This window comes from Arthrobacter sp. 92, from assembly GCF_050260325.1.
Classification (GTDB): domain Bacteria; phylum Actinomycetota; class Actinomycetes; order Actinomycetales; family Micrococcaceae; genus Arthrobacter.
This window is the reverse complement of sequence record NZ_CP189863.1, coordinates 698,377-714,623: the sequence shown is the minus strand read 5'-3', so window position 1 is coordinate 714,623 and position 16,247 is coordinate 698,377. Positions and strand designations below refer to the sequence as shown.

Sequence of the window (16,247 nt, the reverse complement as noted above, 5' to 3'; positions counted from 1 at the left end):
AGGGCAGGCGGCGCTGCAATGCGGCTGCTCGGAAGGTTGGAGGGTCCGGCCAGTCTAGGCTTGCAGGATGTCCGGAAACAGGGACCAAGGTCCCGGTTAGAGTCCCGGGCGTTCTATGCCAGCGCCTGTTCGATCGCGGCTATGATTTCGGGCGAGTCCGGCTCGACGGTGGGCGCAAAACGGGCGACCACTTCGCCGTCCCGGCTGACCAGGAACTTTTCGAAGTTCCACTTCACCAGGCCCGGCAGCAGCCCGGCCTTGAAGCGGGTCAGCTCGGTGTACAGCGGGTGCTGGTCCTTTCCCCTCACATTAGCCTTGGCAGCCAGCGGGAAGGTCACGCCGAAATTGCGCTGGCAGAACTCCGCGATTTCCTCGTCATTGCCGGGTTCCTGGCCGGCGAACTGGTTGCACGGGACACCAAGGATCTCAAAGCCCTGATGACGGAATTTGTTGTACAGCAGTTCAGGTCCGCCATATTGCGGAGTGAATCCACACTGGGAGGCCACGTTGACCACCATCACCACGCTTCCCTTGAAGCGGCCGAAATCCGTTTCAGTGCCGTCGTTGAGGGTTAGCGGAATGGAGTACAGGGAGTTCACGGAGGGCTTCCTTACAAACGGTGTCATGGCTTTTATTCGCTGCCAATGGACAAGCGTATGGGTTTAGGCCTCCCGCATCCCAGAGAGGGACGTTACGGTGTGGGCCTGGCCGTGGGAGTGGGAGCGGCCGCGGGCTCCGTCGACGACGTTGCGGCCGGTGTTGGCGTCGGTGTTGGCGCTGGGGTTGGGGCTGGCGCTGGCGCTGGCGCCTGCGTTGGTATCGGTGTGGCCGACGCTGTGGGAGCGGCCGTTACCACCGCCGTCGGGGTCGGTGTGGCCGACGCCGTGGGGGCGGCCGTTACCACCGCCGTCGGGGTCGGTGTGGGCGTCGCCGTCGGGGTCGGGGTCGGTGTGGCCGACGCCGTGGGGGTCGACGTTCCCGAATGCGAGGAAGTGGTCGACGGCGTCGCCGTGGGCGTAGGCGTGGGGGTCGGCGTCGCAGTTGGCGTAGGCGTGGGGGTCGGCGTCGCAGTTGGCGTAGGCGTGGGGGTCGGCGTCGCAGTTGGCGTAGGCGTGGGGGTCGGCGTCGCCGTGGCGGAGGGCGTGGGGGCGGCCGAACCTGTGGAGGTCGTGGCTGGAACCGGGCCCTCGGATTCCCCTCCCGTCACCGGCTGCGGGATGTTCGCGGTGACCGGGATGGCCCACGTGGGCGAGCCCTCCGGCGCGTTCGGGCCGGGGGCGTAGCTGATCATTTCGATGGTTCCAAGCTCGTCGATCTGCTTGGTGGGCAGGAACGTCCAATCGAGCGGATTGACGTGGGCGCCATTGAGAATTGTCTCGAAATGCAGGTGGCACCCGGTGGACGAGCCAGTGGTTCCCACCTTCGCAATGACTTGTCCCACCTGAACGGAGTCTCCCATCTTGACGGCAATTCCCTCCAGGTGGTTGTACGTGGTGATGAGCCCGTTCCCGTGGTCGATCTCCACCCGGTTGCCTCCTCCCCAGGGGTGCCATCCGACAGCCCGGACCACTCCGGCGTCGACCGCGTAAACACGGGTACCGCAGGCGGCCGCGAAATCCTGGCCCCAGTGGAATTCTCCGACCGTGCCGGTGATCGGACTGGTGCGGAGGCCAAAGGGCGACGTCTCGGTTAGTGTCTCAAGGGGCGCCATAAGGAATCCGGCGGCGGGGCGCCGCAACTCCTCGGAGGCGACGTTGAGTTCGTGCTTCCCGTCCTTGCTCTTCGTCCTCACCTCGGTGTGGTTGAAGGAGACGATTGCCCGGAGGTCTGCGGCGATGTTTGCCGGGGCCGCCGTCGAGGGGCTAGGAGCCGGCGGAACCGGCGCGGCAGCAAGGGAAGGCGCAACAATGGCTGGTCCGGCAATGGCTGACGTGTTCTTCGAAGGTGCAGCGGGAGGCCCTTCAACGCCAAACGCAAACACGGTGAGCGTCGAAACAGCACACACGCCCAAAATCCGCGCAGCAATCAAGCAAGGTCCGCCAGTCCGCTTTTCGGGTCCGTTTCCCAGGTGATTTCCCACGTAGTGACTCCTGCGATAGGCCCGTCAGACCCCAATCTCGACGGACTTACGTTCCTATGGGAACACAGGCGGCCTTAGTCTGTGAACCCCCAACAGTCCCCTGTTTTGGACTTCCGCCGGGGCCTCTGGATGTTCACTGTGGGGTTCCTGTGAAAACAGGGACGGAGGGGGCAGCGCCCCTGGCCTACGGGCTTCCCCTGATCAGGTCAGGGCCTAACCTGCGGGAGAATGGATCATGCGCAATTTCCTCAGGGAATGGCAGGCCGAGCTGAAGCAGACCTTCACCGGGACCCGGGATGAGGTGCCCGCCTGGGTGCTCCGTCTCGCAGAGGGCGACGACGCCGGTTATCACCTCCCGGGATCCGCCGTCTGGGCAGTGCACGGGTCCATGGCCACCATCGTTGCCGGGATCCGCGCGCTGCTTATGCAGGCCCTCCACCCCGGCGCGCTTGCCGGCGTCTACGACCACTCCCGCTTCCGGGAGGACCCACTGGGCCGCCTGGCCCGCACCATCCGCTGGATTTTCACCGTCTCCTACGGGTCCACCGCCGCAGCGCGGGAGGCCACCGATTGGGTCCTCCGACTGCATGAATCGGTCCTCGGCGACTTCGTCGATGCCCATGGTGTTTCCCGGGGCTACGCGGCAAACGATCCCGAACTTCTTCGCTGGGTGCACATCGCATTCACGGACGCGTTCCTGTCCGCCCACAAGATCTGGGGCGGCCCCATCCCGGGTGGTCCGGATGCCTATGTCCGTGAGTGGGCCCATGCCGGCCACTTGATGGGGGTGTCCGCTCCCCCGCTCAGCGAGTCGGAAATGCGGCAGCAGTTGGATGACTGGTACGACGCCGGCGACCTCCGGTGCGATGACAGGGTCCGGGAGACGGTGGAGTTTATCCGCAACCCGCCGCTTCATCCGGCCCTCCGCCCCGGGTACCGCGTGTTGTTTGCGGCCGCTGTTTCCAGTCTGGAACCGAAATACCGCGACATGTTGGGGTTGAGGACCGCACGGCTGGGTCCCCTCCCGCTTCCGGTGAGATCGGCCACCAAGGTAACGCTCGGCGTCGTTCATGTGGCGCTGGGAAAGGTTGGGCCCAGCGAACAGGCCGCACGGCGGCGGCTGAGGCGGCTCGGGCTCAGCGCCTGACCACCCTAGGCAGGCTCGGGGTTCACTGAGGCACGTGACCCGCAGTGGAAGCGGGAACAGTGAATGTGCGCCGGTGGAGGCAGAGGGCACGCAAAAGGCCCCGGTCCGAGGACCGGGGCCAAACGCGGAGAATGGGGGATTTGAACCCCCGAGGGCGTTAACCCAACACGCGTTCCAGGCGTGCGCCATAGGCCGCTAGGCGAATTCTCCAGTAGCTTCTGAATCAAAAGCAGATACTAGACTACCTGAACATTTCGGCATCGCCCAATTGGGTGCGCCACACGCCGCCGTGAATACAGTCACAATACAAGCCGCCATTGCCGCGGGGGCGCGCGCAGGTGGGCCTCACCCGCGTTAACGTCAAAATGGGCGCCCCCAATGCGCCCATCCCTCCGGAACACCGTTGAGCTGCCGGGTCCGGCCATCCCGCCAGGCCCTGCAGCTCACAACCTTGAGATTGCCCCAATCGGTGTACATATCAATCGTCCGCCCTGCGGCGTTGATAAGCAAGCGTTCCATGGGGAACAAGTGCACAACATTGCTGGCACCATAGGAACATGTCGCAATTACATGCTCTGGTGACATACGTTCCTGCGCCGTTTGCCGAGAAGGTGCTGGCCATCATCGGGGACGCCGGTGCCGGGCGCGTGGCCAACTATTCACACTGCGCGTTCACGGTGCCCGGCACGGGCCGTTTCACTCCGCTTCCGGGGGCAAAACCCTTCATCGGAGTGCAGGGCGAAGCAGAACAGGTCCCCGAAATCCGGATCGAATGCGTGGTGGCGGAAGAGCACCTGGACGCCGTGATCGCGGCCTTGCGGTCCGCCCATCCATATGAGGAACCTGCGCTGATGAGCTGGCCCGTAGAGGGCCACCGAAAATAACATCACCCCCGCATCCCGCATCCCGCCCCGGCCCACGGGGCTCCCAGGGCCGATTCGGGACACGGTCAATCGTCAGGTAAACTTGCTGACGGCCCCTCATGTGGCGTCATCCTGTTGAACTCCCCCAGGACCGGAAGGTAGCAAGGGTAAATGGGCTCTGGCGGGTGCATGAGGGGTCTTTTATGTCTGTGCCGATTGGTAGGGTTTATCTGTGACTGTTACTACCGCCCTTTACCGTAGATACCGCCCCGACTCGTTCGCGGACGTCATCGGGCAGGAACACGTAACGGCTCCCCTCATGACTGCGTTGCGGAAGAACCGCGTCAATCACGCGTACCTCTTTTCCGGCCCCAGAGGCTGCGGCAAAACCACCTCCGCCCGCATCCTGGCACGCTGCCTCAACTGCGCCGAAGGGCCCACGGACACCCCCTGCGGCAAATGCCCCAGCTGCATTGAGCTGGCCCGCGGCGGCTCGGGCTCCCTTGACGTGATCGAGATCGACGCCGCCAGCCACGGTGGTGTGGACGACGCCCGCGACCTGCGCGAACGCGCCACCTACGCCCCCGTCCGGGACCGCTACAAGATCTTCATCATCGACGAGGCCCACATGGTCACCTCCGCGGGCTTCAACGCGCTGCTCAAGATCGTCGAGGAGCCGCCGGAGCACATCAAGTTCATCTTCGCCACCACGGAGCCGGACAAGGTGATCGGCACCATTCGTTCCCGCACCCATCACTACCCGTTCAGGTTGGTGCCGCCGGAGCCACTCATGGCCTATCTGGAGCTCCTTTGCAGCCAGGAGAAGGTGCCCGTGGCGCCCGGCGTGCTCTCGCTGGTGATTCGCGCCGGCGGCGGTTCCGTCCGCGACTCCCTCTCCGTGCTGGACCAGCTCATGGCCGGCGCCGGGCCAAACGGCTTGGACTACGAACTCGCGGTGGCCCTGCTGGGCTACACCCATGCCTCCCTGCTGGACGACGTGGTGGAAGCAGTCGCCGCGTCGGACGCCGCAACGGTGTTCCGCGCCGTGGACCGCGTGATCCAGACCGGCCATGATCCCCGCCGTTTCGTGGAAGATCTCCTGGAACGTTTCCGCGACCTCATTATTGTCCAGGCCATGCCCGAGAGCGCCCAGTCAATCCTTCGGGGCATGCCCTCGGACCAGATCGCACGCTTGCAGAACCAAGCACACAATCTTGGGGCAGCCGAGCTTTCACGGGCCGCGGATGTCACCAACACGGCCCTGACCGAGATGACCGGGGCAACGTCTCCGCGGCTTCATCTTGAGCTCCTCTGCGCACGCATCCTGCTGCCCAGTTCCGAACAGACCGAGCGCGGCATCGCAGCCCGGATCGACCGCGTGGAACGGCGGCTGAACTACGCCGGGAACGACGTCGGCTCGCCGGCTTCCCCTGATGCGGCCGTGGAGGCGCCGCGGATTGCCCGGCCGGAGGCGGTTTCCCAGCGTCCGGTGCAGGTGCCCCAGCGCGAGCCCGCACCCGCACCCGCACCCGCACCCGCACCGAGCGTTCCGGAGGCCCGCCAACCGCTCACCGCGCCCCGGGTCAGCACCACGGACTGGCCGGTGGACGAGACCAAGGCAAGCCGGCAACCTGCGCAGCCATCCGCACCGGAGCAAGCGCAGGCTCCCGCCGCTGAGCGGGAAACGGCGCCCGCGGCATCAAACCCCGCGGCATCAAATCCTGCCGTATCAAGCCCTGCGGTATCCGGCCCCCCGGCGCCCGCGCCGCCCGCTTCCCCTCAAGCACAATCCGTGACGGCGCCTGCACCTGCTCCCGCATCTGCGCCTGCCCCCGCGCCACAAGCAGCTGCCGCCGCGCCGGGACATGCCGGCGCAGACGTAGAGGTCCTGCGCCGCGCGTGGCCCGAAGTCCTCCAGACGCTCGCCAAGATCAAGCGCAGCACCTGGGCCCTTGTTGAGCCGAATGCCCAGGTGGGCCAGTTTGACGGCCAGGTCCTTACCCTGGCATTCAGCACCACCGGGCTGGCGGGCGCTTTCGGTCGGGCAGACCACTCCGAGAACCTTCGGCAGGCAATCCACAAGACCGTGGGTATCGACTGCCAGATCAATGCCGTGGCTGGCGGGTCCCGCGCTTCGGCGAGCTCAGTGAGCTCTGAGCCAAACCCAAAAGCACCCGCTAGCCGGGACGTCCCGGCCACGTCGGCGGACGCCGCCTGGGGCCTTGCTCCCGCCGCGGCCGGTCCTGTCACCCCCCCGGCCCCGGTCCCAGCTTCGGGCGCGGCTTCGGCAGGCCGGGGTTCCGGGCCGGACGGAGCATTGCCGGCAAGCCGGTCGGCGTCCGCCGAGCCAGCCGCACCGGAGAAACCGTCAACGGAGTCCCCCGGTATTCCATCAGCCCATTCGCTGGGGCCGGTCGCAACGCCGCCTCCAGTTCCGACCGCGGGCCGGCAGCCCACTCCTGATGCCGTGGCGCCTGCTGGACCGGAGATCCCGGAGCCTCCCGCAGATCCCGAGCCTGCAACGGATCATTCCGGGTCCTACGATTACCCCGACGACGACTGGGGTCCCCCTCGAGACGAGGACGCACCGCCCTTGGACGAGGAGCCGCCGATCGACTGGGCCCCATCGGTCCCGGCTTCAACCCTGCCGGCGCAACGGGTCCCCGCCGCGCCTGTCAGCCAAAAGGCCTCCGCACCGACCGCGCCCGGCGTGGCGGCCCGGGCCGGGCAACCGGGCGCTCCGGTATCCCGGACACCGGGCACCGCGAACGATCCGTGGGCCCGCGCCGTCGAACAGTCCCCGGGGATCTGGACGGTGGGGTCCGACTCGAACGTGGGGCGGCACACTCCGGCGGCAGCGCCGGAACCCGTCGCCGAGCCGGAACCGGTGCAATACGAGCCCGCGGCCGCTCAGATCCCGCAGTATGCCGGCGCCATGGCGTCTGTTTCCTCGGCGCCTGACTCCTCGGCAGCGTGGGGTTCGCCGGCACCGGCCTCCGCAGCGCCCTCGACCAGCCCAGTGACGTCGGCGCCAGTAGCCTCCGCCGCCGACAGCCTAACTGTCGCTGCCGCGGCAATTGCTCCCATCGCGGCGCCGTCGACGCGCGTCGCAGCACCAGCCACTGCGCCGGATTCGGGCGCCGCGGCGAGGCAAAGCCTCTACCAGCGGCTCTCGAACAGCCCGGAGGCAGAGGCCGGCCGCGCCAAGGCCCCTGCCCGCGCCGCCGCTGCCGCCACGTATGTCCAGGACATTCCCAGCGCCGACGACGAAACCATCGAGGAATCCGGCGTGTTCGGACGTGCCGCGGTCGAGCGTATTCTGGGCGGAAAGCTGGTTGAGGAGCGCTCCCTGGACGGAAGCCCGCTCGCGCCGCGCTTCTAGGCGGCTCGCCCCGCCGCCAGCCCAACACCACTGCAAACGAACGAGGACATTGTGTACGAAGGTGCGGTTCAAGAGCTGATCGACGAGCTCGGACGCCTTCCCGGCGTGGGTCCCAAATCGGCCCAGCGGCTGGCGTTCCACATCCTCGAGGCCGATCCCCAGGACATGAAGCGCCTGGTCGATGCGATCACCAACGTGAAGGAACGGGTGAAGTTCTGCACGGTCTGTGGAAACGTCACTGAACAGGACTTGTGCAACATCTGCCGGGACCCGCGCCGGGACCCGTCGGTCATTTGTGTGGTGGAGGAATCCAAGGACGTGCTGGCGGTTGAACGCACCCGGTCCTTCCGCGGCCGGTACCACGTACTGGGTGGCGCCATTAACCCCATCGCCGGTGTCGGGCCGGAACAACTCCGCATCCGCGAACTCCTCACCCGGCTCAACGACGGCGCCATCCAGGAAATCATTATCGCCACCGACCCCAACCTCGAGGGCGAGGCAACGGCCACCTACTTGGCCCGGATGCTCAAGTCGATCGGCATCGCAGTTACCCGGCTCGCCTCCGGACTTCCCGTTGGTGGCGACCTCGAATACGCCGACGAGGTCACACTGGGCCGGGCCTTCGAAGGCCGCCGCAACGCCCTGAGCTGACCACGCGGAGCTGATCGTCCCGAACCATCGGTTGGGACATGTCCGCGGGGCCACGGCCCCACCGGGTCTGCTCCACATCCCGCGCCGGAGGCCAGGTGGCTGTCTGGCATGCGGTCACAATTCAACGCCGGACCGCCGCCGGCGATAAACTGGGCTCATCAGTTACGCCGTCGCGCCTATTTGGTTGCTTGGCCCAGGAAACCCGATTTGATCCAGTGAGGGTGCGCGCATGAGTATGCCCACTACCGAAGTGAAAACCGAAACGCAGGCGCGTGAGCTGCCCGATGCTGCCGTCCGGACCAAACAGCTCATCGTGCAGAAGTTCGGCGGATCCTCGGTGGCGGACGCTGAGGGCATCAAGCGCGTTGCCAAACGCGTGGTGGACGCTCAGAGGGAAGGCAACGAGGTGGTGGTGGTGGTCTCCGCCATGGGAGACACCACCGATGAGCTCCTCGATCTGGCGTCCCAGGTGACAGATTCGGCCCCCGCCCGCGAAATGGACATGCTCCTCTCCGCCGGCGAACGCATCTCCATGGCGCTGGTGGCCATGGCCATCAACAAGCTGGGCGCCTCGGCGCAGTCCTTCACCGGCTCCCAGGCCGGCATGATCACCGACGGCATCCACGGCAAAGCCCGCATCATCGACGTCGATCCCCACCGGATCCGCACCGCCCTGGACAAGGGCCACATCGCCATCGTTGCCGGATTCCAGGGTATGAGCCACACAACCCACGAGATCACCACCCTCGGCCGCGGCGGCTCGGACACCACTGCCGTGGCCCTGGCGGCGGCCTTGGACGCCGATGTGTGCGAGATCTACACCGACGTGGACGGCATCTACACCGCCGACCCGAGGGTTGTGCCGTCAGCCCGCAAGATCGACCGCATCTCCAGCGAGGAGATGCTGGAGCTCGCCGCCTCCGGCGCCAAGATCCTCCACCTTCGCTGCGTGGAGTACGCCCGGCGATTTGGCGTGCCTTTGCACGTGCGTTCCTCATTCAGCCAAAACGAAGGCACCTGGGTCATGCCCGGCGCCCACGACAAGATCAAGACTCAAGAGGGAGTTGCCTTGGAGCAGCCAATCATCTCCGGCGTTGCACACGACCGTTCCGAAGCCAAGGTCACCGTGGTGGGAGTTCCGGATATCCCAGGCAAGGCCGCCGCCATCTTCCAGGTAATCGCCGATGCCCACTCAAATATCGACATGATCGTCCAGAACGTCTCAACCCACGGGACAGGCAAGACGGACATCTCCTTCACCCTGCCCATCGTCGAAGGCGCCGACGCCCTCGAAGCCCTCCGCGCGGCGCAGCCGGAAATCGGCTTCGAGAACATCGAATACAACGAGAAAATCGGCAAGCTCTCGCTGATAGGCGCAGGCATGCGTTCGCACCCGGGCGTTTCCGCCAGGTTCTTCGCCGCGCTCTCGGCCGCAGGGATCAACATCAACATGATCTCGACGTCGGAGATCCGCATCTCGGTGGTAACCCACGCGGACCTGCTGGACGACGCCGTCAGGGCAATCCATAAGGCGTTTGACCTGGACAGCGAAGACGAAGCGACGGTATACGGCGGAACGGGCCGCTAGGCCCGCTCCCTGCCGTTGGAGCGGCTAGGCCCGCTCCTTTGGAAGGTCTTCCTTCCGCACCGCATAGTGGTGGCCTTCGGAGTCAGATTCGACTTCGAATTGGGAGAGGTCCTCTTCGGAAGCGGCCTCGAAGTCGTCATGTGTATGGATGACCGGCGCAGCCACATCGCCACGCGTGGCGGGGCCGAAGAGGAACCGTAGCCTGTCGGTCAGGCTCATAAACCGGGTCACTAAACGTGCCACAATTCCCATCCCCTTTCCCTGGGTGCGGGTCAAGCAGAACTTGGCCAAGGATTACCTGTGCCCATATTTTACGCCAGGAAAGGCCAAAAGGCCCCTCCACGCCCGTCTCCTCGATAGGAAGAGCGCCTGCCCGGGAAGGGGCCTGGAGCCTGCCGGGGAGCTAGCGCAGGGACTGGTCCCCGGGGTTCTTCGGCACCACGTAGGTGCTGCCGTCCGCCCGGCGGATGGTCTCCCACTGCTGGGATTCCGCTTCGCGCTGGGCGAGCAGATTCTTGTTCTCCTGGGTCATCTCATGCCCCAGGGAGCTGCGGTTGGCTGGGCCGAAAATAGCCCTGAGCCTTCCGGTCGCGCGCATGAACTTTTGTGCCGCGTTTTCCTTTTCCACCACAGGCTCCCTCTCGAAACGTCCGATTCACACAGTGTACGCTAATGATTAGTGCACTAACGATCAATGAGGAAGGCCTTCATGAATCGCCCCGGGCCCGTGGCCACCGAACAACCGGCAGCCCCCGAAGAATACGACGAGGATCTCCTGCTGGAGCACCAGCTGTGCTTCGCGCTGACGGTGGCGTCCCGGAGCGTTGTGGGCGCTTACAAACCCGTGTTGGACAAGTTGGGACTGACCCACCCGCAGTACCTCGTGATGCTGTGCCTCTGGGAATCCAGCCCGCGCACTGTTCGGGAGATCAGCGACGCCCTGGCACAGGAGCCGGCCACCATCTCTCCTCTGCTGCGCCGCCTCGAAGCAGCGGGATACATCACCCGTGGCCGCGCGGCCGGCAACGAGCGCGCACTGGCGGTTGAGCTCACACCCAGTGGAGTCGCTTTGCGCCGAAGGGCCACGGCGGTTCCCGGGACGATGATGGAACGCCTGGGTCTGAGCCGGGAGCAGGTGGCCCAACTTCACGGGTCAATGATGGAGCTGATCGCGGCCACGGCTGCCGCCGCAGATCGTGGGGACTAAGGCGCCGTCACTGTAAGGTTCAACTGCGTTGACGGGCCGGTTCCGAACTGGAGGCGGCCAACCCAGTTGCCGGCCGCGAGGCCTGTCCACGTTGCCGTGAGATCACCGCTGGCGCCATTCTCGAGCTCCAGCGGATTGGGACTGACGCTGAGGTTCCCCGCGTCTCCGGCCAGGATCACCGACTCCACCGAGGCAGCGGTGGGCGCATTACCCGGGCTGGCAAAGAGGTTGGTGACCACCGTCCAGTTTCCTGCCACGGGGTCGGGCACTGACACCGATTCGCTTGCCGAGGGCGTGGCTGACGCATAAAGAATGCCTGCGGGCGAGAACACGAACAAGTCGAAGTCTGCGGCCGCGTTCGAGGAGTTGACGGCGAATTTGGCCAGCGAGGCGCCCGCCGGAACCGCCACTGTTTGGACATCGTTCGACGCGTCCTTGACGCCCGTGGAGGGCCCGGGAACCAGGCTGATCTGCTTGGAGTTGGATTTGGCGAGCCCCTGCACGGTCACCTCGATGGGCTCCGGGCTGCCCGAGGTCACGGGAATGGTGACGCTTCCAGCGCCGCCTTTCGACGTGGCGTCCACGGAGGCTGGCGCGACGGCGGTAACGGGGCGGACGGCCACCGGCGAACGCACCGCGCCGGCGTCGGAGGTCCATGTCAGCGATCCCGTGGCGAAAGCGTCCAAGGCCGCACCCGAATTGGTGAACTTCACCGTGAACGTGGCCGTCTCGCCCTTGGCCAGAGTCAGGACGTCCGGAGTCACTTCGGCGCTGATCCCCGGGACGTCAACCTCAGCCCGGTATCTTCCGTCCTGCACCGCGGTCACCGTCCGCTTCACCGTTTGCGTTCCCGTGAGGCTGCCGAGGGCGAAGGACGGCAGGTTGACGTCCTTCGCCGCCACGGGGGCAACACCGAGCTGGTATCCCAGGCCCTGCAGGAACCCGAGCCAGTCGGCGGGCCCTGCGTCGTACACCAGGCCCGGGGTCGCGATCCGTGAGGGATCAATCTGACCGGCGCCCTGGGCGAAGACGTCATGAGTGGCAGCGCCGTTGGCGTCCACCAGATCGTACGCGGTGGTCATCATGGCCGACTTGACGGCGGCCGGAGACCACTTGGGGTTCCTGCCCAGGAGCAGCGCACCGAACCCTGCGATATGGGGCGACGCCATGGACGTTCCGGAGAGGAATCCGAAGTTCTGGCCATGGCCTCCGATCGGCGAAACAGCTGCCAGAACGGCGACGCCGGGCGCCGTGATATCCGGTTTCAGCAGGTCGCTGTTGGCTGCCAGGGTGGGTCCGCGGGAGGAGAACCCGGCGATCTGCGGCACGGGCGGCAGTTCCCCTCCGGTGGTATCCGTGGAGACCAAACTCGCCGTCAGGGCAGGATCGGCTTTCACCACGTCCTTGATGGCCGGGTCCTCAAGGTGAACCGTCGGGACGCTATGCAGGTCCACATCCAGTGAACTGGGGGTGAGGTTGACCAGGACCATGCCCACGCCGCCCGCCTGAGCCACTGTGGCGCTCTTGGCGGTCCGGTCCACAATGCCGCGGTCGCAGACCACGATCTTTCCCGCGGTCTTGGCCGGATCAAGGGTTCCCGGAGCGCACAACGCGGCGTTTGCATCGGTGGCCGTTGCGGCCTTCACGTCCACGGCGAGGGCAATGGGCTTGTCCTTCACCTCCGAGCTCATGATGCTCGCGCCCGCGAATTTGTCCCCGTTGGACAGCTCAACGGTCCCGCGCAGGCTGTTGTTGTGGGTTGACGCGGCAACGCTGGTCACCCAGGGCCCGGCATGGTTGACCGTGCTTGCCTGAGGGCCGGAGTTTCCGGCGGATGCCGCCACAAAAACACCCGCCGCCGCGGCATTCAGGAAAGCCATGGACACCGGGTCCACGGTGGAGTTGTTGTTACCCGAGATGGAGTAATTGAGAACGTCCACGCCGTCCTTGATGGCGTCTTCGATAGCCTGGACCGCGCTGGAACCGAAGCAACCGGTGGTTGCCGGGCTAATGCCCTCCCAGCAGATCTTATACACGGCAAGTTTCGCCGCCGGGGCCACACCTGAGCCCTTACCGAAGTCGCGTCCGCCCACGATCTGGGTGACATTGCTGTTGCCCGCCGCCGTGCTGGCGGTGTGCGATCCGTGACTGTCGACGTCGAGCGGTGAGTAGGATTCCTGCGGCGAGCGCTGCGCGGGCGGAACGGCGGCCTTGAACGCCTCGTCATAGTAACGGGCGCTGATGACCTTGCTGTTGCACTCGTTGCCCGCGAAATGATCGCCGTTCTGACAGGTTCCGGCGAACGTGCTGCCGTCCGCTTTCAGCATGGTGATTTTATTTCCCGGCGCGAGGTAAGGTTCCCCCACCTTGGGTGTCCCGGAGACCGGTTTGACTTTGTCGCCGGCGAAGAACGGATTAGCCGGTGTGTAGCCGGTATCCAACACCCCCACCACCACTCCCTTGCCCGCGTTCGCCTCGCCGCCAAACTGCTCCGCCCACACACCCTTGCTGCCAGGCAGCCCAAGGAAGTCGGTGCTGGAGTAGTCAACTTTGTACAGGGAGTCCTTGACGAGCGAGAGCACGCTGCCGTCCTTGGCCAGTGCCTTGGCCTGGCTTGCCGACAGGTTTGCGCTGAAGCCGTTCACGGCCAGGGTGTAGCTCTCCCCAATGGATACGCCTTCCTCCGCTGCCACCTTGGTTTGCTGGGACTGCAGGTGCGCCGAGTAGCGCCGCGAATTGGCACTGTCGGCGTCGAGCTTCCCGCCGCTGGCCACGGCGGTGGCCGGAATGCCCGCGACGCCGCCGGTATACGCAGCCAACGGCCGGTCCTTCAGCATCACAATGTAGCGCCCGGCGTCCAGCGGCTCGCCGTTTCCGTCCCGCTCAAAGCCGTCGGCGCCGGGCCGCCCGGAGGCGTCTTTCTGGACCGGGACCAGGCTGGCCGGGACCGTCCGGGCCTGGGCTATCCCGGCAGGGGAAGCGACGGGGCCGGACGCGAATGCCGGTACGGCAAAACCCTGGCCAAGAATCGTGGCTAAACCCGCGATCACAGCCAACGTCAGGCGCCTGGTGTGCGAGCCAACATGCGGGTTAGTCATGGCCAACTGCCTCCTAGCTTGCCGGACCGCTGAAGCTGGCGGTCTGGACACCCCGGACGCTTCCCCCTCGGCGCACTTTGGGCGTGACTTGCCGCACATCCAGTGATGGGAGAAACATACCGGAGAGCGGCCACGTAATCGAGAGGTTCGGGTCAGGTTTATTTGTTCCCCGTGCCCGGCGGGTGGAACCGGCTCCGCCGGGACAGAGCAGCCGGGACGAAGCCGCCGGGCCCAGGGCAGTGCCCCGGCGATAGAATGTACGGAAATAAGGAGGACCGCTCATGCGTAGGCTGTGGGTTCATGCGCTCGTTCTGGTGTCCGTCGTGGGCCTCTCCGCCTGTTCACCGGGCGGGGGCCCGTCGCCATCCCCGTCGGCGTCGTCGCCCGGGGCATCGTCACCGGCAAGCAGCGGCCAGCCATCTGGCACGCCCTCTCCGGACACGGAAACAACAGTGCCCGCACCCTCTCCGCCCGAGTCCCCCGCGCCCACCGCTTCCGGGCCCGGATCCGGCAACGCTGAACTGTCCATCATGATCAAGCCGTCCGCGAATGAGGCGGCCATCAACTACACGCTCGTATGCAAGGACGGTGTCCCCGCGAAAGAAAGCAGCCATCCTTCGGCGGCCGCAGCGTGCACAGCCCTTAAAAACAACCCCGCCCTGCTGCACCCGGCGCCGCGCAGCAAGGATCAGGCGTGCACCCAGCAGTACGGCGGCCCACAACAGGCCACAGTCACCGGGATGGTGGACGATTCACCGGTGGATGCCACCTTCGCCCGGCGTGACGGCTGCGAAATCAGCCTCTGGAATGCAGCGAAGGACGTCCTCGGCTCGCCCGGCGGGGCGTTCTAGGCCGATGCACTCCATCAAACCAGGGCAGCTGCAGATCCTGCCGCCGGACACGTGGCTGTCACGCGAGAACCGGCACCATGAGCGGGTGCGGCGCTACGCCGACCCGTATCTGGCGCGGCGGTCCGCCGGACAGAAGCATCCCGTGGAAGACTTCCTCTTCACCTACTACACCCAGAAGCCGGGGCAGCTTCTGCGCTGGCATCCCGGCCACGGCGTTGTGCTCACCGGGCCCGAGGCAGCGGCTCGGGCTGACTGGAAGTACTACCGCATGCTCGACGACGGCGAGCTCACCGCCGCCGGTCTGGCGCCCGGTTCGGCGGCGGTCGCCTTGGACCTGGGCGCCTTCCAGGCCGAGCGGAAGGAGGCCCTTCAGTTCGCCGCCATCATCCTCCGCGGCACTGCCCTGAGGCCGGCACAATTCGGCTGCTTCGGACTGCACGAATGGGCGATGGTGTATCGCCAGGACAAGTTCGAGCTCCGGCACGAGTATCTGCAGCTGCGGCTCGGGGGCTCCGGCACGGACCGCGTGGTGGAGGAGAACCGGATCAGGTGTTCCCACTTTGACGCCTTCCGCTTCTACACCCCCGATGCTGTTGGGCTCAATGAGCTGGCCCCAAGCCGCGAAAACCAGCGCTCCATGGAACAGCCCGGTTGCCTGCACGCAAACATGGACCTGTACAAATGGGCCTACAAGCTGGCGCCCGCGATCCCCAGCGAGCTGGTGATGGACTGCTTCGAGCTGTCGTGGCGCGTGCGGGCCATGGACATGCAAGCCTCCCCCTACGACTTGGAAGCCTGGGGATACCCTGCGATCCCTATCGAAAGCGCGGCGGGCAAGGCGGAGTATGTGGAGCGCCAACGTGCGTTCTCGGCCGAAGCGCAGTCACTTCGGGGACGACTGCTTGATGCTGTGACGCCCATGCTGGACGCAACGCCGTGAGAGCCGAAATGCTGTGAGAGACGCAGTGAACGAGCAGGTTTCCGGCGGGGATGACGCTTCGGAGGTCGACCTGACCATCAGGCTGACGGAATCCCCCGGGGCACCGGAGCACGAGTTCCGGCTGATAGCCCGCAGCGGCGAAACCTCACAGGCCCTCCGGTTCGAGGGGTCGACGGTGCCTGATCCCCGGTCGGCGCTCGCCGCCGTCGAACGCTTTGGCGAAGAGACTTTCTTCGCCCCGAGGCGGAGGGATCTGCTGTGCACCCAGCAATATGGCGGGCCCCAGGTGGCAGTGGTCACGGGCTCCCTCCGCGGGCGGCCTGTCCATAGCCGCTTCAGCCTGACCGACGGTTGCGAAATAGCCCGCTGGCGGGCCATGGCTCCGCTCTTTGGCGGCACGCCGGGGTCTCAAGGCCAAGTCTGAAGTCCGGCCCTGAACC

Annotated in this window: 14 protein-coding genes, 1 tRNA gene, 1 other RNA gene and 1 pseudogene; 10 read left to right on the top strand and 7 right to left on the bottom strand. The window is 66.0% G+C overall.

The window, feature by feature from the left end; translation table 11 throughout:
- Positions 1-113 precede the first annotated feature (113 nt).
- The 3 genes and pseudogenes from ACP4XC_RS03350 to ACP4XC_RS03340 form a co-directional block, all read right to left on the bottom strand.
- Positions 114-599 (bottom strand): glutathione peroxidase, encoded by a 486-nt coding sequence (locus ACP4XC_RS03350; protein ID WP_427173476.1) that lies wholly within the window; start codon positions 597-599, stop codon positions 114-116.
- A gap of 63 nt (positions 600-662) precedes the next feature.
- Positions 663-1,394, bottom strand: coding sequence for a hypothetical protein (locus tag ACP4XC_RS03345; protein ID WP_427175202.1), 732 nt, complete (start codon positions 1,392-1,394; stop codon positions 663-665).
- A gap of 11 nt (positions 1,395-1,405) precedes the next feature.
- Positions 1,406-1,711: pseudogene (locus ACP4XC_RS03340) on the bottom strand (M23 family metallopeptidase); the annotation flags it as partial.
- A gap of 604 nt (positions 1,712-2,315) precedes the next feature.
- On the opposite strand from ACP4XC_RS03340, the gene ACP4XC_RS03335 reads away from it, so the two are divergent.
- Positions 2,316-3,227, top strand: a complete 912-nt coding sequence (locus ACP4XC_RS03335; protein ID WP_427173475.1) for an oxygenase MpaB family protein — start codon at positions 2,316-2,318, stop codon at positions 3,225-3,227.
- A 125-nt stretch (positions 3,228-3,352) separates the two neighbouring features.
- On the opposite strand, the gene ACP4XC_RS03330 is transcribed toward ACP4XC_RS03335, so the two are convergent.
- Positions 3,353-3,437 (bottom strand) — tRNA-Ser (locus ACP4XC_RS03330).
- Positions 3,438-3,784: 347 nt separating this feature from the next.
- Here ACP4XC_RS03330 and cutA point away from each other — a divergent pair.
- From cutA to ACP4XC_RS03305, 5 genes are all read left to right on the top strand, one after another.
- Positions 3,785-4,111: a divalent cation tolerance protein CutA gene (gene cutA / locus ACP4XC_RS03325; protein ID WP_427173474.1), complete on the top strand. Its 327-nt coding sequence runs from the start codon at positions 3,785-3,787 to the stop codon at positions 4,109-4,111.
- 87 nt (positions 4,112-4,198) lie between these two features.
- Positions 4,199-4,295, top strand: an RNA gene (gene ffs, locus ACP4XC_RS03320) — signal recognition particle sRNA small type.
- A 27-nt stretch (positions 4,296-4,322) separates the two neighbouring features.
- Positions 4,323-7,472 (top strand): DNA polymerase III subunit gamma and tau, encoded by a 3,150-nt coding sequence (locus ACP4XC_RS03315; protein WP_427173473.1) that lies wholly within the window; start codon positions 4,323-4,325, stop codon positions 7,470-7,472.
- Between the two features lie 51 nt (positions 7,473-7,523).
- A complete protein-coding gene (recR, locus tag ACP4XC_RS03310) occupies positions 7,524-8,123 on the top strand; it encodes a recombination mediator RecR (protein ID WP_427173472.1) in 600 nt (199 codons plus the stop codon).
- A gap of 229 nt (positions 8,124-8,352) precedes the next feature.
- A complete protein-coding gene (locus ACP4XC_RS03305) occupies positions 8,353-9,711 on the top strand; it encodes an aspartate kinase (RefSeq protein ID WP_427173471.1) in 1,359 nt (452 codons plus the stop codon).
- A gap of 24 nt (positions 9,712-9,735) precedes the next feature.
- Here the strand turns inward: ACP4XC_RS03305 and ACP4XC_RS03300 are convergent, their stop codons facing one another.
- Both ACP4XC_RS03300 and ACP4XC_RS03295 read right to left on the bottom strand, forming a co-directional pair.
- Positions 9,736-9,963 carry a hypothetical protein gene (locus ACP4XC_RS03300; RefSeq protein WP_427173470.1) on the bottom strand — a complete coding sequence of 76 codons (228 nt, stop codon included), beginning with the start codon at positions 9,961-9,963 and terminating at the stop codon, positions 9,736-9,738.
- Between the two features lie 151 nt (positions 9,964-10,114).
- A complete protein-coding gene (locus ACP4XC_RS03295; protein WP_427174994.1) occupies positions 10,115-10,309 on the bottom strand; it encodes a hypothetical protein in 195 nt (64 codons plus the stop codon).
- A gap of 111 nt (positions 10,310-10,420) precedes the next feature.
- Between ACP4XC_RS03295 and ACP4XC_RS03290 the strand changes: the two genes are divergently transcribed.
- Positions 10,421-10,918, top strand: coding sequence for a MarR family winged helix-turn-helix transcriptional regulator (locus ACP4XC_RS03290; RefSeq protein WP_427173469.1), 498 nt, complete (start codon positions 10,421-10,423; stop codon positions 10,916-10,918).
- Here ACP4XC_RS03290 and ACP4XC_RS03285 read toward each other — a convergent pair.
- Complete coding sequence (locus ACP4XC_RS03285) at positions 10,915-14,016, bottom strand: S8 family serine peptidase (protein ID WP_427173468.1); 3,102 nt, start codon at positions 14,014-14,016, stop codon at positions 10,915-10,917. The genes ACP4XC_RS03290 and ACP4XC_RS03285 overlap by 4 nt on opposite strands.
- 452 nt (positions 14,017-14,468) lie before the next feature.
- Between ACP4XC_RS03285 and ACP4XC_RS03280 the strand changes: the two genes are divergently transcribed.
- From ACP4XC_RS03280 to ACP4XC_RS03270, 3 genes are read left to right on the top strand one after another with little or no spacing between them, the layout of a single operon-like run.
- Positions 14,469-14,867 (top strand): serine protease inhibitor, encoded by a 399-nt coding sequence (locus tag ACP4XC_RS03280; protein ID WP_427173467.1) that lies wholly within the window; start codon positions 14,469-14,471, stop codon positions 14,865-14,867.
- Positions 14,868-14,871: 4 nt separating this feature from the next.
- Positions 14,872-15,807 carry a 3-methyladenine DNA glycosylase gene (locus ACP4XC_RS03275; protein WP_427173466.1) on the top strand — a complete coding sequence of 312 codons (936 nt, stop codon included), beginning with the start codon at positions 14,872-14,874 and terminating at the stop codon, positions 15,805-15,807.
- Between the two features lie 25 nt (positions 15,808-15,832).
- A complete protein-coding gene (locus ACP4XC_RS03270; protein ID WP_427173465.1) occupies positions 15,833-16,231 on the top strand; it encodes a serine protease inhibitor in 399 nt (132 codons plus the stop codon).
- Positions 16,232-16,247 lie beyond the last annotated feature (16 nt).